Origin of the sequence: Sorangium sp. So ce281, assembly GCF_051527395.1 — a bacterium.
GTDB lineage: Bacteria > Myxococcota_A > Polyangia > Polyangiales > Polyangiaceae > Sorangium > Sorangium cellulosum_B.
Genome location: NZ_CP150322.1, coordinates 7,014,014 through 7,036,984 on the forward strand (window position 1 = coordinate 7,014,014; position 22,971 = coordinate 7,036,984).

General features: G+C 72.0%; 15 protein-coding genes. 7 read left to right on the forward strand and 8 right to left on the reverse strand.

Annotated elements, in window-relative coordinates:
- Positions 1–120: 120 nt before the first annotated feature.
- Complete coding sequence (locus WMF27_RS26510) at positions 121–633, reverse strand: hypothetical protein (protein ID WP_437766087.1); 513 nt, start codon at positions 631–633, stop codon at positions 121–123.
- A 1,143-nt stretch (positions 634–1,776) separates the two neighbouring features.
- Between WMF27_RS26510 and WMF27_RS26515 the strand changes: the two genes are divergently transcribed.
- The 6 genes from WMF27_RS26515 to WMF27_RS26540 all read left to right on the forward strand — a co-directional run bounded on the left by WMF27_RS26515 (position 1,777) and on the right by WMF27_RS26540 (position 9,468).
- The gene (locus WMF27_RS26515; protein WP_437766086.1) at positions 1,777–2,520 is read left to right on the forward strand and encodes a class I SAM-dependent DNA methyltransferase; all 744 of its coding nucleotides are present in this window, start codon (positions 1,777–1,779) and stop codon (positions 2,518–2,520) included.
- A 100-nt stretch (positions 2,521–2,620) separates the two neighbouring features.
- Entirely contained in the window at positions 2,621–2,857 is a 237-nt protein-coding gene (locus WMF27_RS26520) for a hypothetical protein (protein WP_272094263.1), read from the forward strand.
- Positions 2,858–2,955: 98 nt separating this feature from the next.
- The gene (gene ilvD / locus WMF27_RS26525) at positions 2,956–4,872 is read left to right on the forward strand and encodes a dihydroxy-acid dehydratase (protein ID WP_437766085.1); all 1,917 of its coding nucleotides are present in this window, start codon (positions 2,956–2,958) and stop codon (positions 4,870–4,872) included.
- A gap of 220 nt (positions 4,873–5,092) precedes the next feature.
- Entirely contained in the window at positions 5,093–6,427 is a 1,335-nt protein-coding gene (locus WMF27_RS26530; protein ID WP_437766084.1) for a formylglycine-generating enzyme family protein, read from the forward strand.
- 297 nt (positions 6,428–6,724) lie between these two features.
- On the forward strand, positions 6,725–7,696 hold the full coding sequence (locus WMF27_RS26535; protein ID WP_437766083.1) for an FAD-dependent oxidoreductase: 972 nt from the start codon (positions 6,725–6,727) through the stop codon (positions 7,694–7,696).
- An 875-nt stretch (positions 7,697–8,571) separates the two neighbouring features.
- Positions 8,572–9,468, forward strand: coding sequence for a fatty acid desaturase (locus WMF27_RS26540; protein ID WP_437766082.1), 897 nt, complete (start codon positions 8,572–8,574; stop codon positions 9,466–9,468).
- Between the two features lie 279 nt (positions 9,469–9,747).
- On the opposite strand, the gene WMF27_RS26545 is transcribed toward WMF27_RS26540, so the two are convergent.
- The 5 genes from WMF27_RS26545 to WMF27_RS26565 all read right to left on the reverse strand — a co-directional run bounded on the left by WMF27_RS26545 (position 9,748) and on the right by WMF27_RS26565 (position 15,445).
- Positions 9,748–11,418: a hypothetical protein gene (locus tag WMF27_RS26545; RefSeq protein ID WP_437766081.1), complete on the reverse strand. Its 1,671-nt coding sequence runs from the start codon at positions 11,416–11,418 to the stop codon at positions 9,748–9,750.
- Between the two features lie 180 nt (positions 11,419–11,598).
- On the reverse strand, positions 11,599–12,591 hold the full coding sequence (floA, locus tag WMF27_RS26550) for a flotillin-like protein FloA (RefSeq protein ID WP_437766080.1): 993 nt from the start codon (positions 12,589–12,591) through the stop codon (positions 11,599–11,601).
- 50 nt (positions 12,592–12,641) lie between these two features.
- Positions 12,642–13,115: an NfeD family protein gene (locus WMF27_RS26555; protein ID WP_437766079.1), complete on the reverse strand. Its 474-nt coding sequence runs from the start codon at positions 13,113–13,115 to the stop codon at positions 12,642–12,644.
- Entirely contained in the window at positions 13,112–14,620 is a 1,509-nt protein-coding gene (locus WMF27_RS26560; RefSeq protein ID WP_437766078.1) for an NfeD family protein, read from the reverse strand. The genes WMF27_RS26555 and WMF27_RS26560 overlap by 4 nt, the downstream gene beginning before the upstream one ends.
- A 117-nt stretch (positions 14,621–14,737) precedes the next feature.
- Complete coding sequence (locus WMF27_RS26565; protein ID WP_437766077.1) at positions 14,738–15,445, reverse strand: alpha/beta fold hydrolase; 708 nt, start codon at positions 15,443–15,445, stop codon at positions 14,738–14,740.
- Positions 15,446–15,917: 472 nt separating this feature from the next.
- On the opposite strand from WMF27_RS26565, the gene WMF27_RS26570 reads away from it, so the two are divergent.
- On the forward strand, positions 15,918–17,981 hold the full coding sequence (locus WMF27_RS26570; protein WP_437766076.1) for a hypothetical protein: 2,064 nt from the start codon (positions 15,918–15,920) through the stop codon (positions 17,979–17,981).
- Positions 17,982–17,997: 16 nt separating this feature from the next.
- Here WMF27_RS26570 and WMF27_RS26575 read toward each other — a convergent pair whose 3' ends face one another.
- Both WMF27_RS26575 and WMF27_RS26580 read right to left on the reverse strand, forming a co-directional pair.
- Positions 17,998–22,014 carry a protein kinase domain-containing protein gene (locus WMF27_RS26575; RefSeq protein WP_437766075.1) on the reverse strand — a complete coding sequence of 1,339 codons (4,017 nt, stop codon included), beginning with the start codon at positions 22,012–22,014 and terminating at the stop codon, positions 17,998–18,000.
- A gap of 8 nt (positions 22,015–22,022) precedes the next feature.
- The gene (locus tag WMF27_RS26580; protein WP_437766074.1) at positions 22,023–22,919 is read right to left on the reverse strand and encodes a hypothetical protein; all 897 of its coding nucleotides are present in this window, start codon (positions 22,917–22,919) and stop codon (positions 22,023–22,025) included.
- Positions 22,920–22,971: the final 52 nt, after the last annotated feature.

Sequence of the window (22,971 nt, forward strand, 5' to 3'; positions counted from 1 at the left end):
GACCCGCGCCGCGCGCCGACGCCATCCCACCTTCCCCGCTCGCGGCGACCGCGCGGTCCTCCTCGGAGCGGTGCGACCCGGCTCACGCCCGCGGCGCGCTCCGCCGCGCGCGGCGCCGGGCTACTGGATCGCGAGCTTGACCCGAGCGCCCTTCACGAAGTGACCATGCGTCTTGCCCTTCTCGCCGGGAGGCGCCTGCTGCTCCGAGTCGATGGTGAGCTGCATGTTGCCGGTCGACTCGATCTTCTTCATGGTCACCCTGGCGATCTCGACCCATTTCGAGGATCTCGGCCCGTCGGGGTCCTCGACCTTGCGGAAGAGCACCGCCTTGGTCCCCGCGGCGACCGGCTTCTCGGTCGTGGAGACGAGCGGCAGCAGGGTCGCGACCTTCCCTGCGCGCGAGACCAGCCTGCCGTAGACCTCCACGGAGTAGGTGTCCCACTCGCCGGGGGCGGAGGCGGGCTCTGCCGTAGGCGCGCTCTCCGCGCCGGCAGCCGCCGCCGGCGGAGCCTGCCGCGGCGTGGCGGAGTGCTCTGCCGAGGCCGCGATCGGCGTGGCGGAGAGGAGCGCGGCCGCGCCCGCGGCGACGAGCGATCGCGAGCACCTGGAGAGCCAATCACCAACCGTCTTCATGCACCACGCTCCTTCGCTACTTCGACGTGATCCCACGACCCGCGCGAACTACGCAGGCTCGCAAACGCCGCAGCTACAAAACTTCTCATCGTGACGCAAACTGACACCTTCCGCAACTCATTTCTCGATCTCGACGGGGTTTGCGGTCATGAGCCGGTCGTCACACGCTCGTTCTCGTTCGCTCGTTCTCGTTCGCTCGTTCTCGTTCGCTCGTTCTCGTTCACTTTACACGCTCGTTCACTTTCCTACTCACATTCACATCCGTCATCATCGCGGGTGACCCGGGCGCGGCCCGTATCACCGGCGCCCGGCTGTGCTCTCTCCCGCGCCTCTCCCGCGCGCCGCGCCGCTTCACCTTCATCGTCGGCAGCTCGTCAGCTCGTCAGCTGCTCGTCAGCTTCTCTCCGCCCTGAGCGCTTGGGCGCGCCTCGCTCAGATTCCGGTGCTGGCCGCGTCGGCGAGGCCGACCGGGCTCCGGCTGCGCGGCGCACGCAGGGGTGCGGCGCGGCTCGCCCGAGCTCACCAGGTCATCTGGCTTGCCTGTCGTTCTGGCTCGCCCGTCGTTCCGGCTGCCTGGTCGCCCGGCGTGACCGCCTGCCTGGGCTCTCCGGCTCGCCTCGCTGGTTCTCCGACGGATCCATCAGCGCGCTTCGCGAGGCGCGCTCTCGAAGAGCGAAACACCCGCGCGAGCGACAGGCTGGCTCGGTCCAAGCCCGCCGTGCCTCATTCCCATCCGTCCGACGAAACCAGCTGCGCACAGCAACGCGATCTCTCCCTCTCCACCCTCGCTCCGGGAACCTTCCCGGTGCCTTCCAACACCGCCGACCCGAAAATCGATGTCGGAGTAAGAGTCGCGTTTCAACCAAGATATCATGTCTTCGTCAAAGCAGAGCAGAAATTTTCGGACGCAGTCGATTCTGGTGAGCCCCCGTGCGTCCATGTGTGCCGGCGCAGGCGTGCGCCGGTCTGGCCATGTGGGCCGGCGCAGGCGTGCGCCGGTCTGGCCATGTGGGCCGGCGCAGGCGTGCGCCGGTCTGGCCATGTGGGCCGGCGAAGGCGTGCGCCGGTCTGGCCATGTGGGCCGGCGAAGGCGTGCGCCGGCGGGCCCTGCGGCTGTAGGATGGCCGCGGAGGAAGAGAGCCCATGCCCACGGTCGCCGATCACTACGACAAGCTCCTCGCCGAGCACTATTCGAGGATGTTCGGGGACTACGACGCCAAGGTCGCCGAGCAGCGGGCGCTGTTCGAGCGCCTCGGCCTGCGCCCTGAAGGCTCGTCGGGCGGCTCGCCCGAGGCCATCGACCTCGGGTGCGGCTCCGGCTTTCAGTCGATCGCGCTGGCGCAGCTCGGGTTCAGGGTGACCGCCGTGGACACGTCGGACAGGCTGCTCGCCGAGCTCGAGGCGCGCCGCGGGCCCCTCGCCGTCGAGATCGTGAGAGGGGATCTCCTGGACGCGCTGGAGCGCTCGGGCCCCCCCTGCGCGCTCGCCGTGTGCATGGGCGACACGCTCCCCCACCTCGGCAGCAAGTCGGACGTGGAGCGGATGTTCGCCGGCTGCGCCCGGCGACTCGCGCCCGGCGGCCACCTCGCGCTCACGTTCCGTGACCTCACCCGCGAGCTCGGAGGCGCCGACCGGTTCATCCCAGTACACGACTCCGCGGATGTGATCATGACCTGTTTCCTCGAGTACGAACCCGAGACCGTCAAGGTGCACGACCTCGTTCACACGCGCGGCCGAGAGGACGGCCGGTGGACGCTGTCAGCGAGCTTCTATCGCAAGCTGCGCCTCGCCCCCGATTGGGTCTGCGACAGGCTCGACGCGGCCGGACTCCGCGTCATCCATCGCGAGCTCGCGCGCGGCCTCGTCACCCTCGTCGCGCGCTCCTGACCTGACGTGGGCCGGGATACGAACACCCATTCAAATACCTCCTGTGGAGGTTGATGGAGCGGGCGGCGCGGCGCTAACTTGATATGGGAGGATGAGACCCATGTCCGAGAGAGCGAGTCAGACAGGCACGAACGACGCCGGGCAAGCTGCGGTCGTCAACCGGCCGTCGCGGGATGAGGTCCAGGACCTGCGGCGAGAGCGAGACGAGGCGCGCGAGCTCCTGGCCACGCTGGTCGTGGCGCTCAAGCGCGCGACGTTCCGGCACGGCACCTACATCGACGGGCTGGGCGCCGCGATGGTCGCCGTGGATCGGTGGTCCAAGCCGCGAGGCCGATGATCGAAGGGCCGGCCCCGGGCTGCGGTCGCGGTGGTCCCACGAGCGCCGGCCTCGCCTGCCGGCTAGGCGCGAAGGCCGGAACGGAGTAAGTTCCCGGCATGGCCGGATACCGCAGTCGTACATCCACCCAGGGGCGCAACATGGCAGGGGCGCGCGCGTTGTGGCGCGCCACCGGCATGAAGGACGCGGACTTCGAGAAGCCGATCGTCGCCATCGCCAACAGCTTCACGCAGTTCGTTCCGGGGCACGTCCACCTCCACGACGTCGGGCAGCGGGCGAAGAAGGTCATCGACGCCGCGGGCGGGTGGGGCGTCGAGTTCAACACCATCGCCATCGACGACGGCATCGCGATGGGCCACGCCGGCATGCTGTACTCGCTGCCGAGCCGGGAGCTCATCGCCGACAGCGTCGAGTACATGGTGAACGCGCACTGCGCGGACGCGCTCTTGTGCATCTCGAACTGCGACAAGATCACGCCCGGCATGCTCCTCGCCGCCATGCGGCTCAACATCCCGACCGTCTTCGTGTCGGGCGGTCCGATGGAGGCGGGCAAGATCGTCGGGACCCACGACCGCGACGGCAAGCCGCTCATCCGGAAGCTCGACCTCATCGATCCGATGATCGCCGCGAGCGACGACAAGGTGACCGACGCGGATCTCGCCGCGATGGAGCGGTCCGCGTGCCCGACGTGCGGCTCGTGCTCCGGCATGTTCACCGCCAACAGCATGAACTGCCTCAACGAGGCGCTCGGCCTCGCGCTGCCCGGCAACGGCACGCTGCTGGCGACGCACGCGGCGCGCTGGGATCTCTTCGAGGCGGCGGCGAAGCGCGTCGTCGCGCTCGCGCAGCGGCACTACGTCGACGGCGACGCCTCGGTGCTGCCGCGGAGCATCGCGACGTTCGAGGCGTTCGAGAACGCGATGGCGCTCGACATCGCGATGGGCGGCTCGACGAACACGGTGCTCCACATCCTGGCGGTCGCCCGCGAGGCGCAGGTGGACTTCAAGATGGCGGACATCGACCGGATGTCGCGCAAGGTGCCCAACATCTGCAAGGTCGCGCCGTCGTCGCATCACCACGTCGAGGACGTGCACCGCGCGGGCGGCGTGCTGACGATCCTCGGCGAGCTCGACCGCGCGGGGCTCATCCACCGGCAAGTGGGCACGGTCCACGCGGGCACGCTGGGCGAGGCCATCGACGAGAACGACATCCGCCGCCCCACGGCGACGGCCGCCGCGAAGAAGCGCTCGCTCGCCGCGCCGGGCGGCGTGCCGACCACGGTCGCGTTCTCGCAAGACAAGTACTTCGCCGACACCGACGATGACGCCCAGAAGGGCTGCATCCGCGACGTCGACCACGCGTACAGCCGCGAAGGCGGGCTCGCCGTGCTCTACGGCAACATCGCGGTGGACGGCTGCATCGTGAAGACCGCCGGCGTCGATCCCGAGATCTGGAAGTTCGAGGGGCCGGCGCGGGTGTTCCACTCGCAGGAGGCGGCGTGCGACGCGATCTGGGACAACCAGATCCGCTCGGGCGACGTGGTCGTGATCGTCTACGAGGGGCCGAAGGGCGGCCCCGGCATGCAGGAGATGCTCTATCCGACGTCGTTCCTGAAGGGGAAGGGCCTCGGGAAGGCGTGCGCCCTCATCACCGACGGCCGGTTCAGCGGCGGGACGTCGGGCCTGAGCATCGGGCACGTCTCGCCCGAGGCGGCCGAAGGCGGGACCATCGGGCTCATCGAGGAGGGCGACCGCATCCGGATCGACATCCCCGCCCGGACGATCGATGTCCTCGTCAGCGAGGCGGAGCTCGAGCGCCGCCGCCGCGCCGCCGAGGCGCGCGGCGCCGACGCGTTCAGGCCGAACCGCGACCGGAAGGTCTCCCCTGCCCTGCGGGCTTACGCGCTGATGGCCACGAGCGCCGCCAACGGCGCTGTCCGCGACGTCGGCCAGATCGAGCCGAGCCGGCGCGCCGGGGACGGCGCGACCGCGACCGCCCCCGCGCAGCGCAAGTAACGGAGCTCCCGCCGTCGTCCCGCCGCCGAGCCGCGCAGGCGAGGCGCGGACGAGGACACAGCGCCCGCTGCGCGGCGGCCGCCATCGATGGAACGGTGCCCACCGACCCCGGCCGCCCGGAGCGCCTCGGCGCCCGGCGCAGGTCGGGGCGCTGCAACGCTCCGGGCCGGTACGGCATCCATCGCGACGGGGGTGCGCCCGGTCGCGTAGGATGCCGTACATGAGAAAATTGGCGCTCATCGTGGCCACCTCTCTCGTCTCGGGTTGCAGCCCGAAGGTGCGTGACTTCCCTGGTGACCACGACGACGGGAGCGGTGGAAGCGGGGCAGGCGGCGGCAGCAGCGCCACCGCCAGCAGCAGCGACGCCACCACCACGACGACCACCACCAGCGGCGCCAGCAGCAGCAGCGGCGGTGCGACGGATAGCTGCGTCGACCCGGTGGAGGACTGCCCGCCAGCGCAGAGCGCCTGCATGGAAGCGGTGTGCAGCGAGGGTGAGTGTGCGGAGCGGCCGAGGCCGGCGCGGACCCCCTGCGGGGCAGAGGGCAGCGCGGCGTGTGATGGAACCGGGGACTGCGTGACGTGCGCGGGCGGCATGCAGTGCGAGTGCGGGGAGCCGGGTTGCCCGAACACGTGCGGATCGACGGACGTGATGGTCATGCCTCCGAGCTGCGCGGGGAGCAGGCCGGGCGCCGGGGACAGCTGCGGGCCGGGCGACGCGAGCTGCTGCGGCAACAGGATGGTCCCCTGTGGCACTTTCCTGAGGGGCTACGACGGGACGCCGAGCACAGACGACGCGTTCCCCGCGGCCGTCAGCGACTTCCGCCTGGACAAGTACGAGATCACGGTGGGGCGATTCCGAGCGTTCGTGGATGCCGGGCAGGGCGTGCAGGCGAGCCCGCCGGCCATCGGGGCTGGCCGGCACCCCCACGTCAACGGCAGCGGGTGGATCGCGGGGTGGAACACGCGGCTCGCGCCGGACACCGCGGCGCTCCGGGCGGCGCTGCAGTGCAATGGCGATCGCCTCTGGACGTGGACCGACGCCCCCGGGTCGAACGAGGAGCTGCCGATCAATTGCATCACCTGGTTCGAGGCGTTCGCGTTCTGCGCGTGGGACGGCGGCCGCCTGCCCTCCGAGGCGGAGTGGAACTATGCGGCTGCCGGAGGCGACGAGCATCGACCTTACCCGTGGGGCTCCGGGATCGACGGCGATCGCGCCTCCTACAACTGCACCGGGGATGGAAGCGCCGCGGGGGCTTGCGCGCTGAGCGACATCCTGCCGGTCGGGTCGAAGCCGCGCGGCGACGGGCGATGGGGGCACTCGGATCTGGCCGGGAATCTCTGGGAGTGGACGATGGACTGGTGGCGGGACGCGCTCCCCACGCCGTGCGTCGACTGCGTGCATCGCGTGGACGGCGATCGCGACGCCACGCGGGTCACCCGCGGCGGGAGCTACCGCGCGCCGGCGACGGACGTGCGCGCAGGCAACCGCGACTTCAGTTATCCCATCGACCGCGTCAACAACATCGGCGCCCGCTGCGCACGAAACATCTAGAGCGGCGGTCACCCGCTTCGGAGACGGGCCCACCTCGACGTTTTCGGTGCTCAGCGCACCTTCGTTCGCTTCCGCGCCGAAAACGCCGATCTGGGCCCGTCTCCTGTGCGGGAGACCGCCGCTCTGCTGGGCATGGTGCAGAGGTGGGCGGAAACCGCCGTGGATCGGACGTCGCTGGACACAGCGGGACGGCGCGGGACATCAGGGGACGTCGCTGGACGTCCACACGACCGGATTCGACGCCGGGCGTGGTGTGCGATGTCGACGCCGAGGGGCGGCGTGCTAGAGCGCGCGATCGTGGCGTCATCGCGGAGCCAGGCTCAAGGGCAGCAGATCACCGTCGTGGGCGCAGGGGTGATCGGGTTGACCACGGCGGTCGTCCTCCAGCGCGACGGCCACCGGGTGCAGGTGATCGCAGCGGCGCGCGGCGAGCGCACGACGTCCGCGGTCGCGGCCGCGCTGTGGCATCCTTTCCTGGCGAACCCGCCCGATCGCGTCAACGCGTGGTCCTCGAGGAGCCTCGATGAGCTCACGCGCATCGCGAACGAACACCCGGAGGCGGGCGTGGATCTCCTGACCGCGCGCGAGGCGGCGGACGACACGCGCCTGCCGTGGTGGGCTCCGAGCGTCCCGGACCTCGCGCTCGAGCCTGGACCCCACCCGCTGGGCGCGCCGTACAGCCTGCGATTCACGGCGCCGCGCATCGAGCCCTCGTTGCACCTATCCTGGCTGGAGGCGCAGCTCGACGGTCCAGTGCGCATCGAGCACGTGCGATCGCTCGCCGAGGTCGAGGGCGACTGCATCGTGAACTGCACCGGGCTCGGGGCGCGCGCGCTCACCGGCGACGGCGAGCTCATCGGCGTCTACGGCCAGGTGGCGATCGTCGAACCAGGCGAGATCCCCCCAGATGTCGCACTGGGTGATGAAAGGGACGAATCGGCGCTCGTTTATGTGATCCCAAGGCGTCGCGAGATCGTGATTGGCGGTTGTTTCATCCCGTCGCCCGACGATCGCCCGATGACGCCTGATCCCGAGCTTGCTGACGCAATGCTCCAGCGGGTGCGCGCGGCCGGGCTCAAGCCAGGCCGCTTGCTCGGCTCACGCGCCGGGCTGCGCCCTTATCGGAGCACCGTGCGGGTCGAGCGTGAAGGCCGTGTGATCCACAACTACGGCCACGGCGGTTCGGGATACACGCTGGCATGGGGTTGTGCCCACGAGGTGAGCGCAATGCTGCGGGACGGCAACGCGTCGACACACGGCCATGTCTAGCGGAATGTGCCAAGCGCACTGTTTCGACGCGCGCCATGATGGCAGCGTCAGCGCGGCGCTCCGGGCCTGTTCCTCGGACAACAGCAGCGGCGCCAGCGCCAACGTTAACCCACGCCGCCGCGAACGCCGCCACGAGCCAACGCAAGCTGACGCAGGTGGACGAAGTCGTCGCAAACCGACGCAACGGTTGCGTCGATCGCAACGGTCGTAACCGACGTAACCAACGCAACCAACGCGACCGACGTAACCAACGCAACCAACGCGACCGACGCGACCGACGTAACCAACGCGACCGACGCGACCGTCGCAAACCGAAACAAACGACGCTGCTTCTGGAATCCAGCCAACCAGAAAGCACAACGCAACGCTCCGAAAGTCCCGTTGTGCTCCTGTTGCTAGGCTGCTAGATTGAATTCGTGCTCGCCTGCGAGCGTCTCGCGCCTTCTCTCGCAGTGGGACCGCCCATGGCGCTCCTCTGTTCGTCCGAGGGAATGGCCGTGGACGGCCTCGCTCTGGAGGTCGCTAACCCCTGACGACCTCTCGGTGCCATCCCTGGAACGCGGTCCCGAGTGGTCGAACGTTCGTTTGCGCTTGATCCGGTGTCCACCGTTCGCTGTCACCAACGTGAAGATCCGAAGCTTCCCCCGGGAGTTTTGAGCGCCATGAACAACGACGAGAACCGACTCAGTCGTCCATCGGGGCGGCCAGCCGTCTGGAGTTCCACGAGGAACAACGACGAGAAGTGCCCGAGCCGACCCTCGGGCAGGCCGTCGGGGCGGCCCTTAGGCAGGCCGTCGGGGCGGCCCTTAGACAGGCCGTCGGGGAGACCTTCCGGGCGGCCGGCGCTCTGGAGCGTCCTGCCGCTCGACAGCGGCTTGCTGCAGACCCGGACGATCGAGTGGCCGACGGTGGCGCTCTTCGCCGGGTCGTACGCCCTCTGGGCGACGGCCGTCTACGCGGGCATCGCGGGCTCGGTGTCGACCGTTCCGGCCGTGCTCGCGGCGGCGGTCGCCGCGTATGCCGCCTTCACGCCGATGCACGAGGCGTCGCATCGGTCGCTGGCGCGCTCCGCGCTGCTGAACGGCGTGATCGGGCGGCTGTCCGGGCTGCTGCTCATGGCGCCGTTCCTGGCGGTGCGTCACTTCCACCTCGAGCATCACAAACACACGAACGAGGCGGACCGGGATCCCGACTACTGGAGTGGGCGCGGCCCGTGGTACCTCCTGCCGCTCCGCTGGGCGACACAGGATCTCCACTACTATTATCTATTTTTGCGCTCCTACCACGCGCAGAAGCGCGCGGAGCGGATCGAGACGGTCGCGTCGCTCGCGGCCATGCTCGCGCTCGTGGCGCTGGCCTTCGGGCTCGGCTATGGCGAGCTCGCGCTCCTCTACTGGATCTTGCCGGCGCGGCTGGCGATCTTCTTCCTCGCGTTCGCCTTCGACTACCTGCCTCACTACCCCCACGAGATCACCGCGACGCAGGACCGGTACAGCGCGACGCGCGCGGTCGACAGCGCACTGTTCAACGTGCTGCTCTTCGGGCAGACGTATCACCTGATCCACCACCTCTACCCGGCCGTGCCGTTCTTCCGCTACCGGACCGTGTGGAAGCATCAGCGCGAGGAGCTCATGAAGCTCCGCTCGGAGAGCATCCCCCCGCCGCGGGCGTCGTTGCCCCTGATCGCGGCGGGCAGCCTCGCCGCGCCGCGGGCGCCCACGATCCAGGCGGCTCACCCCACGCAGGGCGCGGCCGAGCTCGACGCCATCTGATCCGCGCCGCGCCCCGCTCTACGGCGGTTTCCGCCCACCTCTGCACCATGCCCAGCAGAGCGGCGGTCACCCGCACAGGAGACGGGCCCAGCCACCATGCCCAGCAGAGCGGCGGTCACCCGCACAGGAGACCGGCCCACGCTACATGCCCAGCAGAGCGGCGGTCACCCGCACAGGAGACGGGCCCAGATCGGCGTTTTCGGCGCGGAAGCGCACTCCGGTGCGCTGAGCACCGAAAACGTCGAGGTGGGCCCGTATCCGAAGCGGGTGACCGCCGCTCTAGAGGCGCGCGCGGCGGCGGGGACGGAGCGCTCGCGGCGGCAGCAGGACCTCTCGGAAGAGCAGCGCCTCCGCCACGGTGCGGCGGTCCAGCGCGACGCTGGACACGTCGAGGCGCGACCCGAACGCGTCGGGCCGCCGCTCGGCCGTGCCGAGCGCCGGGATCGCGGCGCGCGCCCTGATGAGGATCGACAGCGACTGCGCGGGCGCCCGATGCGCCGCCAGGACCGCGCCCGCGAGGAGCGCCCGGGCGTCGAGGACGGCGGGGACCCGGTCGGCGAGCAGCGCGTCGCGCGCGCGCGACGCCTCCTGGCGCTCGTGCGGGCCGTAGTCGAGCCCGCTGATGTCCTGCAGACCGAAGCCGGAGAGGGCGGTGAGCGGGCCGGCATAGAGGCGCTCCACGATCCACGCGGCCATGGTGGCGAAGGGCGCCAGCGGGACGGGGCGAAAGGCGCCCCTCACGGGCAAGAGCAGGTCATCGAGGCTCACCTCGGCGTGGCGGCGCGCCCACGCCTCCCGCAGGGCGCGCGCGTCCTCGTTGAGCCCGCCCCGCTCGAGGACCATGCACCCGATGAGCACGCGCAGGTGCGGCGGAGGGTGCTCGTCATAACGCGCGCCGGTCACGTCCGTCTGGACGGCGATGGACGCGTACGGCTCGTCCTCCTGGAAGAACAGCTCGCTCATCGTGAGCACGTAGGCGGGGCCGAACATGAGCGTGCCGAAGACGTCACAGAAGATCTCCTCGAACCACACGCCGAACATCCGCCTGAGCGCGGGAGCCGCGATGCGATCGCCGTCCGGCGCGAGCGGGCGCACCTGCTCGCCCCCCAGGCCGAGCTCGCGGCGCAGGGCCGGCTCGAGGCCGTCGACCGAGGCCAGGAAATCGTGGCCTATCTCGTGCGCGAGCGCCGGCCAGCGCAGCGGGGTCGAGAAGAAGTCGACAGGGAGGAAGATGGGCGCGATCGACGTCGGGATGAAGCCCGTCCAGATCGCGAGATCGAAACCCGTGAGCTGCGTGGCCGGCGCTCCGCTCCGGAGCGGCAGCCCCTCCGCCCGCGCGAACGCGATCACGGGGGCGTAGCAGGCGTCGGCGAGGGCGTCCGCGTCGCCGAGCTCGGGCAGGAGCGACGGGTCGCGGCGCTGCCGCACGAGCACCGCGATTTCGCCCACGACGAGCTCGATGGTGTCCGCCGCGTCCTCCGCCTCGCGCGCCGCGAGGCCCGCGTCGACGGCGGCGCGCAGGCGCCCGATCTCGCGCGGGACGGCCCCGAGGAGCGCGTCCGTGAAGCGCCGGTTCGCCCGTTCGTGACGCACCACGTCGCCGAGCGCCGCGGCGCTCTGCTCGAGCTCGGCGAGCCGCAGGAGCACCACGCGCAGCCGGTCGGCGTCGGGCGCGCGCGGGGCGCCGAACGCCATCCCCGCCCACGGCGCGGCGCTCGGCGGCGCGACATCGGCGAGCCCCGTACCGCTCCCCGTACCGCTCCCCGGCGCGGCGTCGACGAGCGCTGGTTCGCTCCGCGGGGCGTCCGCGCCGCCGGGCCGCGCGGCGGCACGCGCAGCGCGCTCGGCGCGCCTGGCTTGCACGCTCCCGTACATGCTCGCGAGCTTGACGATCGCCCAGATCACTCCGAGGAGGGCGCCGACGTATTTCTCGAGGTCGATGTCATGCATGGCGCCCGTCCAGCGTCGTCGGGGCGCGGCTCGCAGGCCGCGCCGCCCTCCGGCCGCGCAGAGCGCGGCGATAGCGCCCGGGGCGGGCCGAGCACCTCGGCCAGGACGAAGCGCTGCACGAGCGCGTCGCGGCGGCCGAGCCACGCGAGGAGCGGGCTCGGTGGGTCGCGCGGCGGCACCTCACGACTCCCCGACGGGATCGGGCTTGCCCCCCGTGGTGCCGGCGATGCCCTGGCGCATCTCGGTGTCGGCGATGACGTTGCGCATGTTGTAGTAGTCCATGACGCCGAGCTTGCCCGTGCGGAGCGCCTCCGCGACGGCGAGCGGGATCGTCGACTCCGCCTCGACGAGCTTCGCCCGCATCTCCTGCGTCTTGGCCTTCATCTCCTGCTCCTGCGCGACCGCCAGCGCGCGGCGCGACTCCGCCCTGGCCTGCGCCACCTGCTTGTCCGCCTCGGCCTGCTCCGTCTGGAGCTTCGCGCCGATGTTGGAGCCGACGTCGACGTCGGCGATGTCGATGGAGAGGATCTCGAACGCCGTCCCCGCGTCGAGGCCCTTCTTGAGCACGTTCTTCGAGATGGTATCCGGGTTCTCGAGGACGTGTTTGTAGTCGTCGGCCGAGCCGATGGTCGAGACGACGCCCTCGCCGACGCGAGCCAGCACCGTCTGCTCGCCCGCGCCGCCGACGAGGCGATCGATGTTGGCGCGCACGGTCACGCGCGCGATCGCGAGGAGCTGGATACCGTCCTTGGCCACGGCCGAGACCTTCGGGGTCTCGATGACGCGCGGGTTCACCGACATCGCCACCGCCTCGAGCACGTTGCGGCCGGCGAGATCGATCGCGGCCGCGCGCGAGAAATCGAGCTCCATCCCCGCCTTGCCGGCCGAGATGAGCGCGTTGACGACCGCCTCCACCCGCCCGCGGGCCAGGTAGTGGGCCTCGAGCATGTCGACGGACACCCCCTCGAGACCCGCCTTCACGGCGCTGATCCGCGCGTTGACGATCTGATCGGGCGGCACCCGGCGCAGGCGCATCGCGATGAGCGTGAGCATCGAGACCCCGGCGCCCGACGCCTGCGCGGCGACCCACAGCCGGAGCGGCACCATGTACAGCGTCGCGACGATGGCGACGAGCACGAGCCCGCCGATCACGATGACCGAGATGATCTCCATATCCCTCTCCACCCGTCCCTGTCCGTGAAGGGCCGCCTCTCGCGCGCTCGCTAGGGCTCGCGCGGCTCGACGACGACCCGATTCCCCTCCACGCTCGCGACCCGCACAGGCGTGCCAGCCTCCACGTAGAGGCCGTCGGTCACGACATCGACCGCGCGATCCTCGATCTCGACCGTGCCGGCGGGGCGGAGCGGCGTGAGCGCCCTGCCCTCCTTGCCGGCCAGCGCGGCGAGCCGCGCGTCCGGGCCACGCCCGCTCCGCTGGGTCTCGAGCAGCACCATCTTGCGGCCCACCGGCGTCCTCGGGACAGCCCAGAACAGGAGCCCCGTCACGCAGACGCCGGCGCCCAGGGCGAGCAGGCCGTAGCCAACCCCGAGGGCCGTCCATGCGAGCGCGACCGCGCCGAGCACGGCGGCGCCGCCGAGGAGCCCGACGAGGCCGACGCCGGGGATGACCAGCACCTCGATGGCGAGCAGCACGAGCCCCACCACGAGCAACGCGACGACGAGCAGCGCGGGCGTCACGCTCCGCGCTCCTCGTCCGCGCTGCGCGCGACCGCCCTCACGACGACCCGGCCCCCCTCCGCGCGGATCACCCGCACGCGGGCGCCGGCCTCGACGTAGCCGAGCTCCGAGAGCGCCTCCACGCGGCGGCCGTCGAGCGCGACCTTGCCCGAGGGGCGCAGATCGGTCGCGGCCGTGCCGAGCCGGTCCACCAGCGACGCGGGCGCCGCGGAGCCCTCGGGAGGCCCTCCGACGGCGACGCCGCGGATCGCCGCGTCCAGAACGAACCGCCGCCCGAAGCGCGTCCTCGGCGCGACGCGGGCGGCGCCCACGGCGAGCGCCGCCGTCGCCGCGAGCGAGCCGCACACCGAGGCGAGGGCGCGCGGCAGCCAGCCGGCGTGCCAGGCGACGTCGACCGGCACGCGCTCGAGATCGAGGAGCGAAAGGAGGAGGGCGCTCGCCACGCACGCGGCGCCCGCGACTCCAGGGACGATGTGCCCCGGGACCAAGATCTCCACCGCGATGAGGATCGCGCCGACGGCGAAGAGCGCGAGCTCCTCCCAGCCGGCGAGCTTCACGACGTGGTGCCCGAAGAAGAACAGCGCGAGGCACGAGAGCCCGACGGCGAGCGGGACGCCGTGGCCCGGCGCGTAGAGCTCGAGGAGGATGCCGAGCATCCCGAGGGTCATGAGGACCCCGGAGAGCGTGGGATCCGAGAGGAAGCGCGCGAGCTCCTCGGCGAAGCTGGGGCGCGGGCGGATGATCTCCGCGGGCTGGGGGCGGCCCAGGGCGCCGAAGAGGTCTGCCTCGCTCCCGGCCTGCACCTCGGCGATGCCCCACGCGAGCGCCTGCGCGCCGTCCAGCGTGAGCAGCTTCCCCTTCTCGTCGAGGCCGGGGACCTCCACGTCGGCGTCGACCATGGCCTCGGCGATGTCGCCGCGCCGCCCCTTCGCCTCCGCGGTCGCGCGCATCTCCTTCCGCATGTAGGACACGACCTTCTCGGCGACAGGCTTCATCTCGCCGCCCTCGCCGATCTGCACGGGCGTCGCCGCGCCGAGGGTGGCGCCGGGGGCGACCGCGATGACATCGCAGGCGAGCGAGATGAGCGCTCCGGCCGAGATCGCGCGCGGGTTGACCCAGCACACCGTGCGGACGCGCGCCCGGAGCAGCGCGTCCCGGATGGCGAGCGCGGCGTCGATGCGGCCGCCGAGCGTGCTGATGTCGAGCACGAGGAGGTCGCCCTCCCCCTGGGCGGCGACGACGCGCTCCAGGAAGGGCGAGAGGCCGAGATCGATCGTCCCGGAGATCGCGACCACGGTGACCTTGCCCGCGCCGGGGATCGGCGGGAGCGGCCGCGGGCCTGGCGGCGCGGGGGCTCCGGCCGCGCCGCCCGGGCCCGCGGCCGGCACCGCCGCCTCGCCGCGGGCGGGGAGGCACAGCGCCATCGTCGCGAGGAGCGCGAGGAGCGGGGTCGCGAGGCGCGCCCACCTCGCGGCCTGTTCCAGCAGGCGCCACAAACCAGTCAAGCCCCGCTCCCTGCTATGGCGGCTCGGCTCGCGCCGCGCGCCATGCTCCCTGAGGTTCACGCCGAAGAACGCCGCGGCAAGGGTAGCGCATGGCGGCGCTCCACGATACCCCCCTGCTCAGGCTGCTCCGCCGTTGCCCGCCATGAACCTCGCCACCGCGTCCGCGAACTCGGCTGGTCGCTCCACGATCCAGTCGTGGCTTCCCTTCGAGGAGACGACAAGGGTCGAGTCGGGGATCAAGCGTTGGATGGCGAGGGCCGAGCCGATCGGCACCGTGAGATCGCGCGCGCCCCAGGCGAGCAGCGTCCTCACCCGCACGCGCGCCGCGTGGCCGCTCAGATCCGCGGTCGCGGCGATCCGCAGGAGGCTCAGCGCGCTCCGCGCGTGGAAGAGCAGGTTGTGGAGGAGAGCAGGCGTCCCCCGCGCGACGAAGCGAGGCGCCAGCAGCGCCTCGGCCGCGCGGGCGAGGACGAGCGAAAGGACCGAGCCCGGCGGGTTGAATCCGATGGAATCGACGAGCACGACCCCGGTTAGCCGCTCGGGGTGCAGCGCCGCGACGATCAGCGCCACGGCGCCAGACAGCGAGTGGCCGATCAGCGTGACGCGCTCGAGGCGCAAAGCCCGCAAGGCCTCGGCGACGCAGCGCGCATACCGCTCCAGGGTCCACGGCGCGCGCAGCCGCGAGGCGCGGCCCGAGCCGGGCAGCTCCAGGACGACCACCCGCGCGTGGCGCGCCATCGCCTCGACCGCTAGCTGGTAGGTCGCGCCGTCGATCAGCATGCTGGGCAGAAGCACCGCGGTCTTGCCGGTGCCCGTCTCGGTCACATAAAGGATCTCGTCTCCGACCCGGATCTCGCGCCCACGGCCTTCCGCCCGAGCCTCCCGCCTCGCCGCGGGGCCCGCGGAGATGGGCAGGATCTTCTCTCCTCGACCCGACCGGGGGACATACGAGCCGGCGACGAGGAGCGAGCGTCCGGCGCAGGATCCCGTCGTTCCGCTTCGTCGAGCGCGCTTTCCCATGATCGGCGAGCCGTTGCCGGACGCGTGCCAGCGCGGGCTGGTTCGCCGCGAATTCGCCGCGAGGATCGCATGAAAACCTGGAAGGCCGTTGAGCCTGTCGCGCGCCGCGCTAAGCTCGTGGACACAGGCTTCGAGACGTCAATCTCCAGGCTGATTGGGGGCCAGCAGGCATGTCGCCGCGGGCCGAGAGCCGGACGGCGCCTGCTCGGACAACCAGCTCTTCTGGAATGACAGAGGCGATATGTTGAGGTTCCGCTCCACGTCCGGAGATCGGAAGATGGCCGAGCTCAGCGTCTCGGCGCTCTCCGTATCCGCTGCGATGTCCGTCCTCTCCCAGGGTGCATGGGGGACGGACGCGCCGCCCGCCGCGGAGGTCCAGTGGGCCTATGCGCTCGTCGCTGCGCTCGGGTATCTGCCAGCCGCGATCGAGATCGCCGCAGCCACGCTGCGGCGGACGGGAATGTCGGCCGAGGCGTATTTGCGGAAGAACGCGGCGCAGCTGGACCCGGGGGGACCCGAGGGGGAGATCGTGGGTCTGGTGCTCGGCGACGCGCTGGAGTCGCTCGGCGAGGAGGCGCGCCGGGTGGTGCATGCGCTCGCCGTGCTGCCCGCGGCGGGCATTCCGCTGGAGGTGGTCGCCGCCGCGGCGGGGAAGCCGGCGCCCTCCGCGGCGCGGCCGCTCCAGCTGCTCGTGCATGGGCGGGTGGTGTCGCTCGAGCAGGGCCCGCAGACCTTCACGATGACGCCCCCCGTGCGCGCCGCGGCCCGCGAGGACGCGGCGGCCGACGCGAGGCGCTGGGACGCGCTCCACCGGGGGTCGGCGGACGCGATGCAGGCGCTGCTCTTCTGGGCGGCCGCGGCCGAGGGGCGGCCGGAGGCGGCGACGCGCCGGCGCGTCGCCTGCGAGCTCTTCGCGGCCCTCGACCTCGCGCCGTTCCGGGACGGCGAGCGCGGCGCCGAGGTGCTGGCGCGGGCGCTCGTCGACGCCTGCACGGTGGTCGATCTCGGGCTCCCGGCCGAGCTCCAGCAGCGCTTGCTCGACGAGGCGGCGCGGCTCTCGGGCGACGCGCTCCCCGAGCTGCGCGAGCGCGCGCTCGCGGCGCTCGAGAGCGCGCGTCGCGCCGAGCTCGCGAGCAAGCGGCGCGGCACCTTCGGGACGCTCCGCGCGACGCCGGCCGCTCGCGAGCGCGGCCGCCCTGGTCACCGCGACGTCCTCCGCAAGGCGGTGCGCGCGAACGCGCAGCGCGCGGCGGCGCGGAGCTCGCCGCCGGCCGACGACGAGGTCTTCCGCAGCGCCAAGGAGCTGCTCGCGCGCGGCAACCGGCGCCTCGCCGAGGGCGCGCTCGAGGCCGCCGTGGCGGACTACGGCGAAGCGCTCGCCGCGTTCGAGGCGGCCATGCACGGGCGTGGCCAGGCGACGGCGCTCCTGCTCCGCGGCGACGTGCACCGGCGGCAGGGGGACCTCGCGGCCGCCTCGCGCGATCATGAGCGGGCGCTGTCGCTGTTCAAGGCGGCGTCCGACCGGGCCGGAGAGGCGATGGGGTTGCTCGCGCGCGGCAACCTCCGGCTCGACCAGGACGAGCTGGCGGGGGCGGCGAGCGACTACGGGTGCGCGCTCACGCTCCTCAGGGCTTGCCGCGATCGCCTGGGCGAGGCCAACGTGCTGAAGGCGCAGGGCGATCTGTGCTTCAGGGAGGGGGACCTCGCGGGCGCCGCGCGCGCCTACGACCGCGCGCTGTACATCCTCGAGGGCGTGGAGGAGCGCGTCCTCAGCCAGCTGCGCTCGCCCCCGCCGAGCAGCCGTGATGAGCGTCGCGGGGCGAGCTCACGCGCCCGCGCCGCGCGCGAGGTGCTCCCGCAGCCGGATCTCCTCCGGGCGCTCGGGTGCGAGCAGACCCATGCGCGCACGTGGCAGGCCCGCGGCGACCTGCGCCTGCGAGAGGGGCAGACGGCGCTCGCGGCGCGCGACTATGGCAATGCGATCCTGCTGTACCGGGACAGCGGAGATCGCCGCGGCGAGGCCGCCGCGCTCAAGGCCCGCGGCGACCTGCGCCGCCAGCGGGGCGCGCTCCCGGGCGCGCAGCGCGACTACGAGGACGCGCTGCGGCTCTTCGAGGAGCTCGGGGACAGCGCGGGCCAGGCCACGGTGCTCCACGCGCGCGCCGATCTGCGCTGCGAGCGGGGCGACACCGCCGGGGCGGCGCTCGATTATTCGAGGGCGCTCGCCCTGTTCGACGCGACGGGCGACCCCGCTGCGCACCCGGGCGCAAAGGGCGCCGTCGCGGGCGTCTCCCACCGCGAGGACCCACCGCGCCGCGCCGCGGCGGCCGTCCCGCGGTGAGCCGGCGCGCCCAGCGCTAGCTGCGCCGCTGCCGATCGAGCCGCTCCCGCATGACGTTGGGGATCCGCCCAGCCACCTCGATCGCCCGCTCGAGCGCCGCCGCACCCTCCGCGTGACGACCGCACCGTGAGCGCGCCCGCGCCCGCGCCTCGATGACCTCGATCTGCTCCTGCCCCACGAAAAAGCGGGCCGATCGCTCCTCGAGCTCGTCCCACTCCTCGTCGCTCGCGTCCCGCGTCGCCAGGTCGATCATCGACCACTGCACTTCTTCCGCGGGAGCCATCTCCATGCCCTCGCGCCCCTCCGCGGCCAGCTTCGCCTGCTGGACCCGGATCGCTTCGATGATTTCACGCGCCTTGCTCTCGTCGCCCCGGTAAAGGAGCAGCCGGGCCAGAAGGAGCTGCACCAGCGGCAGCGCCTCGTCCCCCCGCTGCTGGCGCTCCAGCGACACGACCCGCTCGACGTGCGGCGTCGCCATCTCCAGGTTGCCCATCAGGTAGAGGAACTCGCCGAGGTTGAACTCCCCCATGAGCTCCATCGCTCCGAGGCCCAGCTCGCGCGAGATGGCCAGGACGCGACAGAGATCCAGGATCATCCCCTCGTTGTCCCCGAGGTGCGCGCGCAGGAGCGCGCGGTTGCTGATCGCAGGCCCGAGGTGCAGGAGGTCGCCACGCGACTCGCACATCCGAATCGTCCGCTCCAGCGCCACCCCTGCCTCGTCCAGCTTGCCCAGCCCAGGATAGATGAAGCTCAAAAGGAGCATCGACACCACGAACGTCTCGTAGGCCTCGTCGCCCAAGGCTTCGGCTTGCTCGGCAGCGAGCTCGAGCTGCGGCGCCGCCTCCTTCTCGCGGTTCTCGCGGACGAGCGAGCGCGCCACCCCCATCGAGAGACGCGCCGCGAGCGCCGGAGACAGACCGCCCCGCACGAGCGCCATCGCCTGCTCCACCCGCTCCTTCGATTGCCCGTAGTCGTCCATCCAGTCGAGCGCCGTCGCCTCGTCGAGCAGTATCTCGATCTGCTCGATCGCGTCGCCCTCCTCCACGGCCATCGCACGCGCGCGCTCGAGATCGCCGAGCGCATCGTGGTAGCGCCCCAGCCGGTAGCGCATCAGGCCCCGACCCCGGTACGCCGCCCTCCGCCGCACCCCGCGCTCCTCGACCGGCTGCGCGAGGGCGCGGCTGTAGTGGAGCTCCGCCTCGACGTAGGCGTGCCGCGCCCGCGCTCGCTCGGCGAGCTCCAGGTAGGCCTCGGCCGCGATCGCGGCGAGCCCCGCCTCGGCCGCATGAAATGCGATCTTGAACCGCCGCTGCTCCTCGCTCTCGTGGACCGCATCTCGGTGGTGCTCGTATGCGGCCAGGTGGATCTGCCGCCGCTCCGCCTCGGCGATCCCCTGCGCGTTCGCCTCGCGCACGAGGGAGTGACGGAAGGCGAACCGGCCCTTCCGACCGGCGACCAGCACGCCGGCCTCGACAAGGCGCTCGGTCCCGACGCGCGCGTCGAGCGGGAAGGCCGCGCCCTCACCGCGCTGATCCAGCTGGTTCAGCACGCCCTCGATCTCGTCGAGCGACACCTCGGCGCCGAGCAGCGAGATGAGCCGCGCGTGCGCCCCGAGCGCCGGCCCCAGCGCCGCCATCTCGCCCCGCGCCAGCTGATCGATGAGCGGCAAGACGGGCAGGCGCTCGAGCTCGTCGGTCGCCAGATACCACGCGTCGCCCTTCGGATGCCGCCGCAGGATCCCCTCGCGCTTGAGCCCGTGCACGAGCTCCACGAGCAGCAACGGCACCTGCTGCGAGCGCTCGAGCAGGCGATCGATCGCCAGCTCGGGCACGCCCCGCGCAGGCAGCAGCAGCCGCCGGCACAGCGCCCGCGCGCTCTCGGTGTCCAGAGGGCCGAGCCGCACCCTTTCGCGCCGCGCGGCCCGCTCGCCCCAGGCGGGGTGCGCCTCCGCGAACGCCGGGCGCCCCATCGCGCAGATCCACAGAGGAGCGGCGCCATCCGCAAGCGCGGCGTACTCGAGGGCCGCAAGCGTCACGTCATGCGCGAAGTGTGCATCGTCGAGGACGACGATGACGGGCGCGACGGCCGCGCGCCGACGCAAGCACTCGCCCGCCGCCCGCACGCGCGCGGAGCGCAGCGCACCAGGCGCGGCCTCGAGCGCCTCGATCTCGGGGAAGACCTCGCCGCCCGCCCGCTCGTCCACCCACCCGAGCGCCATCGCCAACCCCGAGCCGAGCTCCTCGCCGAGCACCGGACCGAGCCGCTCCACGAGAATGGCGCGGGCGCCGCTCTGCGGTGGCGCATCGGGCACGTCGAGCGCCTCACGCACGAGCTCCTGGAGCGTCGCGTCCGAGACGCCGCTCGTCGGCTCCTGCCCGCGCAGATCGATCAGGTGGGCGTGCGGCAAGCGCGCGCGGAGCTGCTTGCCGAGCTCGACGAAGAGGCGGCTCTTCCCGTAGCCGGGCTCGCCGATCACCGACACGACGGTGGGCTGTCGGAGGCGGAGCGCCTCCTCCGCGCTATGCAGCAGAGGGTCGAGGACATCGTGGCGACCGATGAAAGCCTCGGGATCCGTCGCGTCGCGCCCCTCTCCTCCGGTGCTGCTCGCGGGCTCGCGCACGAGCTCTGCGTCTGCTGCGACGGGCGCTTCGGGGAGCGCGGCCGCGGCCGCGGGCGTGAGGAACGGCCCCGGCGGCCCCGGCGCCGCCGGCCACCGCTCGGCGCGTGAGAAGAGCGGGCTCAGGAAGCGTGTCGCCCCGCCCGGTCGGGCCTGGACCGAGACGGGCGCGAGATCGATGAGCACCCGCTCGCACAGCCCGCCGCGCAGGAGCTCGTCGGCCGCGCGCTGCGCGTGCCGCGCAGGGCTCGCCGCGCCCTCGTGGCCGAAGACCGCCACGTAACGTGAGCCGGAAGCGTGCGCGAGATCGCCGCCCAGCGCCCGGATCCGGCGCTGCACGACCACCCGATCGGCCGCGCCCTCGAAAAACAGGAGCCCCACCGCGCGGCGCTGGGCGCCGCCCGCCGTGCGCGGCCCGTCGCGCTCGCACGCGGTGCGCTCGTCCCTGAGCGCGCGCTCCAGCGCGGCGCGGAGCTCGGTCGCGCTGGCGAACCGCGCGCCCCGATCCTTGGCCAGGCAGCGGTGCACCACCTCCTCGATCGTCCGCGGCACGGCCGCGCGTGCCGAGAGGCGCGGGGGCCTCCGGCTCCTGTGGGCTTCCAGCACCGCCGCCCGCGGCCCCCAGAAGGGCGGCCGGCCCGCGAAGAGCTCGTACAGGATGACGCCCATCGCGTAGATATCGGTGCGCGCGTCGAGATCGGCGCGCTCGGCGGACTGCTCGGGGGCCATGTACTCCGCGGTCCCGAGCGCCAGGTCATCGTCCTGCGCGCCGTCGCGCCGCCCCACGACACGGGCGATGCCGAGGTCGATGAGGGTCGCCTTCCCGGCACCGTCGACGAAGATGTTCTCGGGCTTGATGTCGCAGTGCACGTAGCCGCGCGCGTGGACGGCCTCGAGCGAGGCGAGCGTCGCGAGGCCGAGCCGAGCGGCCTCCTCGATTCCTGGCGCGGGGCGCACGGCGAGGCGCGCGGCCAGCGTCGGCGCGTCGACGCGCGCGAGGACGGCGTAGGGTGGGCCGTCCTCCAACGTGCCCCACGCGTGCACGGCGGGCACGTGGGGCACCCCCACGGCCAGGAGCGCCTCGACCTCGCGCCGGAGCCGCACCCCCGCCCCGTGGCGCTCGGCGCGCGCGAGCTTGATCGCCACCGGCTCTCCGCCCCCCTCGGGCTCGGCCTCGAACACGGTCCCGAAGCCGCCCTGCCCCAAGACCTTGCGTGTCCGGTAGCCGGGGAAGCGAGGGAACGAGACCGCGACGACCTCGGTGATGTCCGGCGGGGTCGCCTCGTCGTAGGGCTGCGGCTCGGGCAGCGGACACTCGGGGCACAGGCCCAGGTTCCGCCGCCCGCACGACGGACACCGCCGAGACTCTGCCGGCGCTTGCTCGAGATCCTTGTCCCGCAGGGCCTCGGAGCCCATGCCCAATCCTACTGCGGCAGGAAGGACGTGATCACCACATCCGTGCGTACCGTGGACGAGATTGCGGGGTTCTCGAGACATTGGGAGTAGAATCCGCCGTTGTAGCTCACCGAGCCGCACAGAGTATCGCACGAGCCCACGATCTCGATGGGACCACACTGCTGCGTGATCGTCGCCCCGGTCACCGGGTCAACGCTGAGGTGACCTGCCGCACAATCTCGCTGCAGAGCCCGTGCACGAGCGACCCCGGGCGGCGAGTAACAGGCGCGCACGTACGGTGTTGTGGAGAACACATTCCCCCAGAACGCGCCCTCCCTCACCAGGTAGGCCCAGCGCTCCGGAATCGACGAGGCCATGGACGTCTGGCTGGCGCGCAAGGATATTTGCACAGAGACGCCGTACCAGTTCGTCCGTGCTGCAAGACACGCGGTGATGTAGCGCTGGTAGAAGGGATCTGTGAGTGGACCGTACACCCACCAGTCCGCCATCCCAAGGAAGCCAGTGTATGTCTCCGGGTGACTCACACCGCCGCTGTCGGTCCAGGTAAACGAGAGCGACTGATTCTGCCTCAGCGCACAGCTCACAACGTACTGAACGAGCTGCCTTGACATGGCGCCGTCCGGTCCTGGATTCTGGAGAGCTGCGCGCACGTTCTGGTTGAACGCACCCCAGGAGAGCGCGCTCAGGCTGAGATCCCTGGGCGAGAACGAGGACAAGGTGAGGGCATTCCGGCCAATCGCATTAGGGAAGATGCCGTTGTTGCTTTCAACCGCAGCCTCGGCTTCCCCGATTGCTTCTTCGGATGCTTCATCGATCGACGCTTCGTCGAGCTCCGCCCCGATGCAGGCGGTAGTAACCAGAGGTATTGCGAGCAGCGCAACAGTCCGCATACAGCTAAGGAACATGTTGATCCCCCTTTCGGAGTTGGGTCCCGGCGTTTGAGGTCGAGTCGCGGCC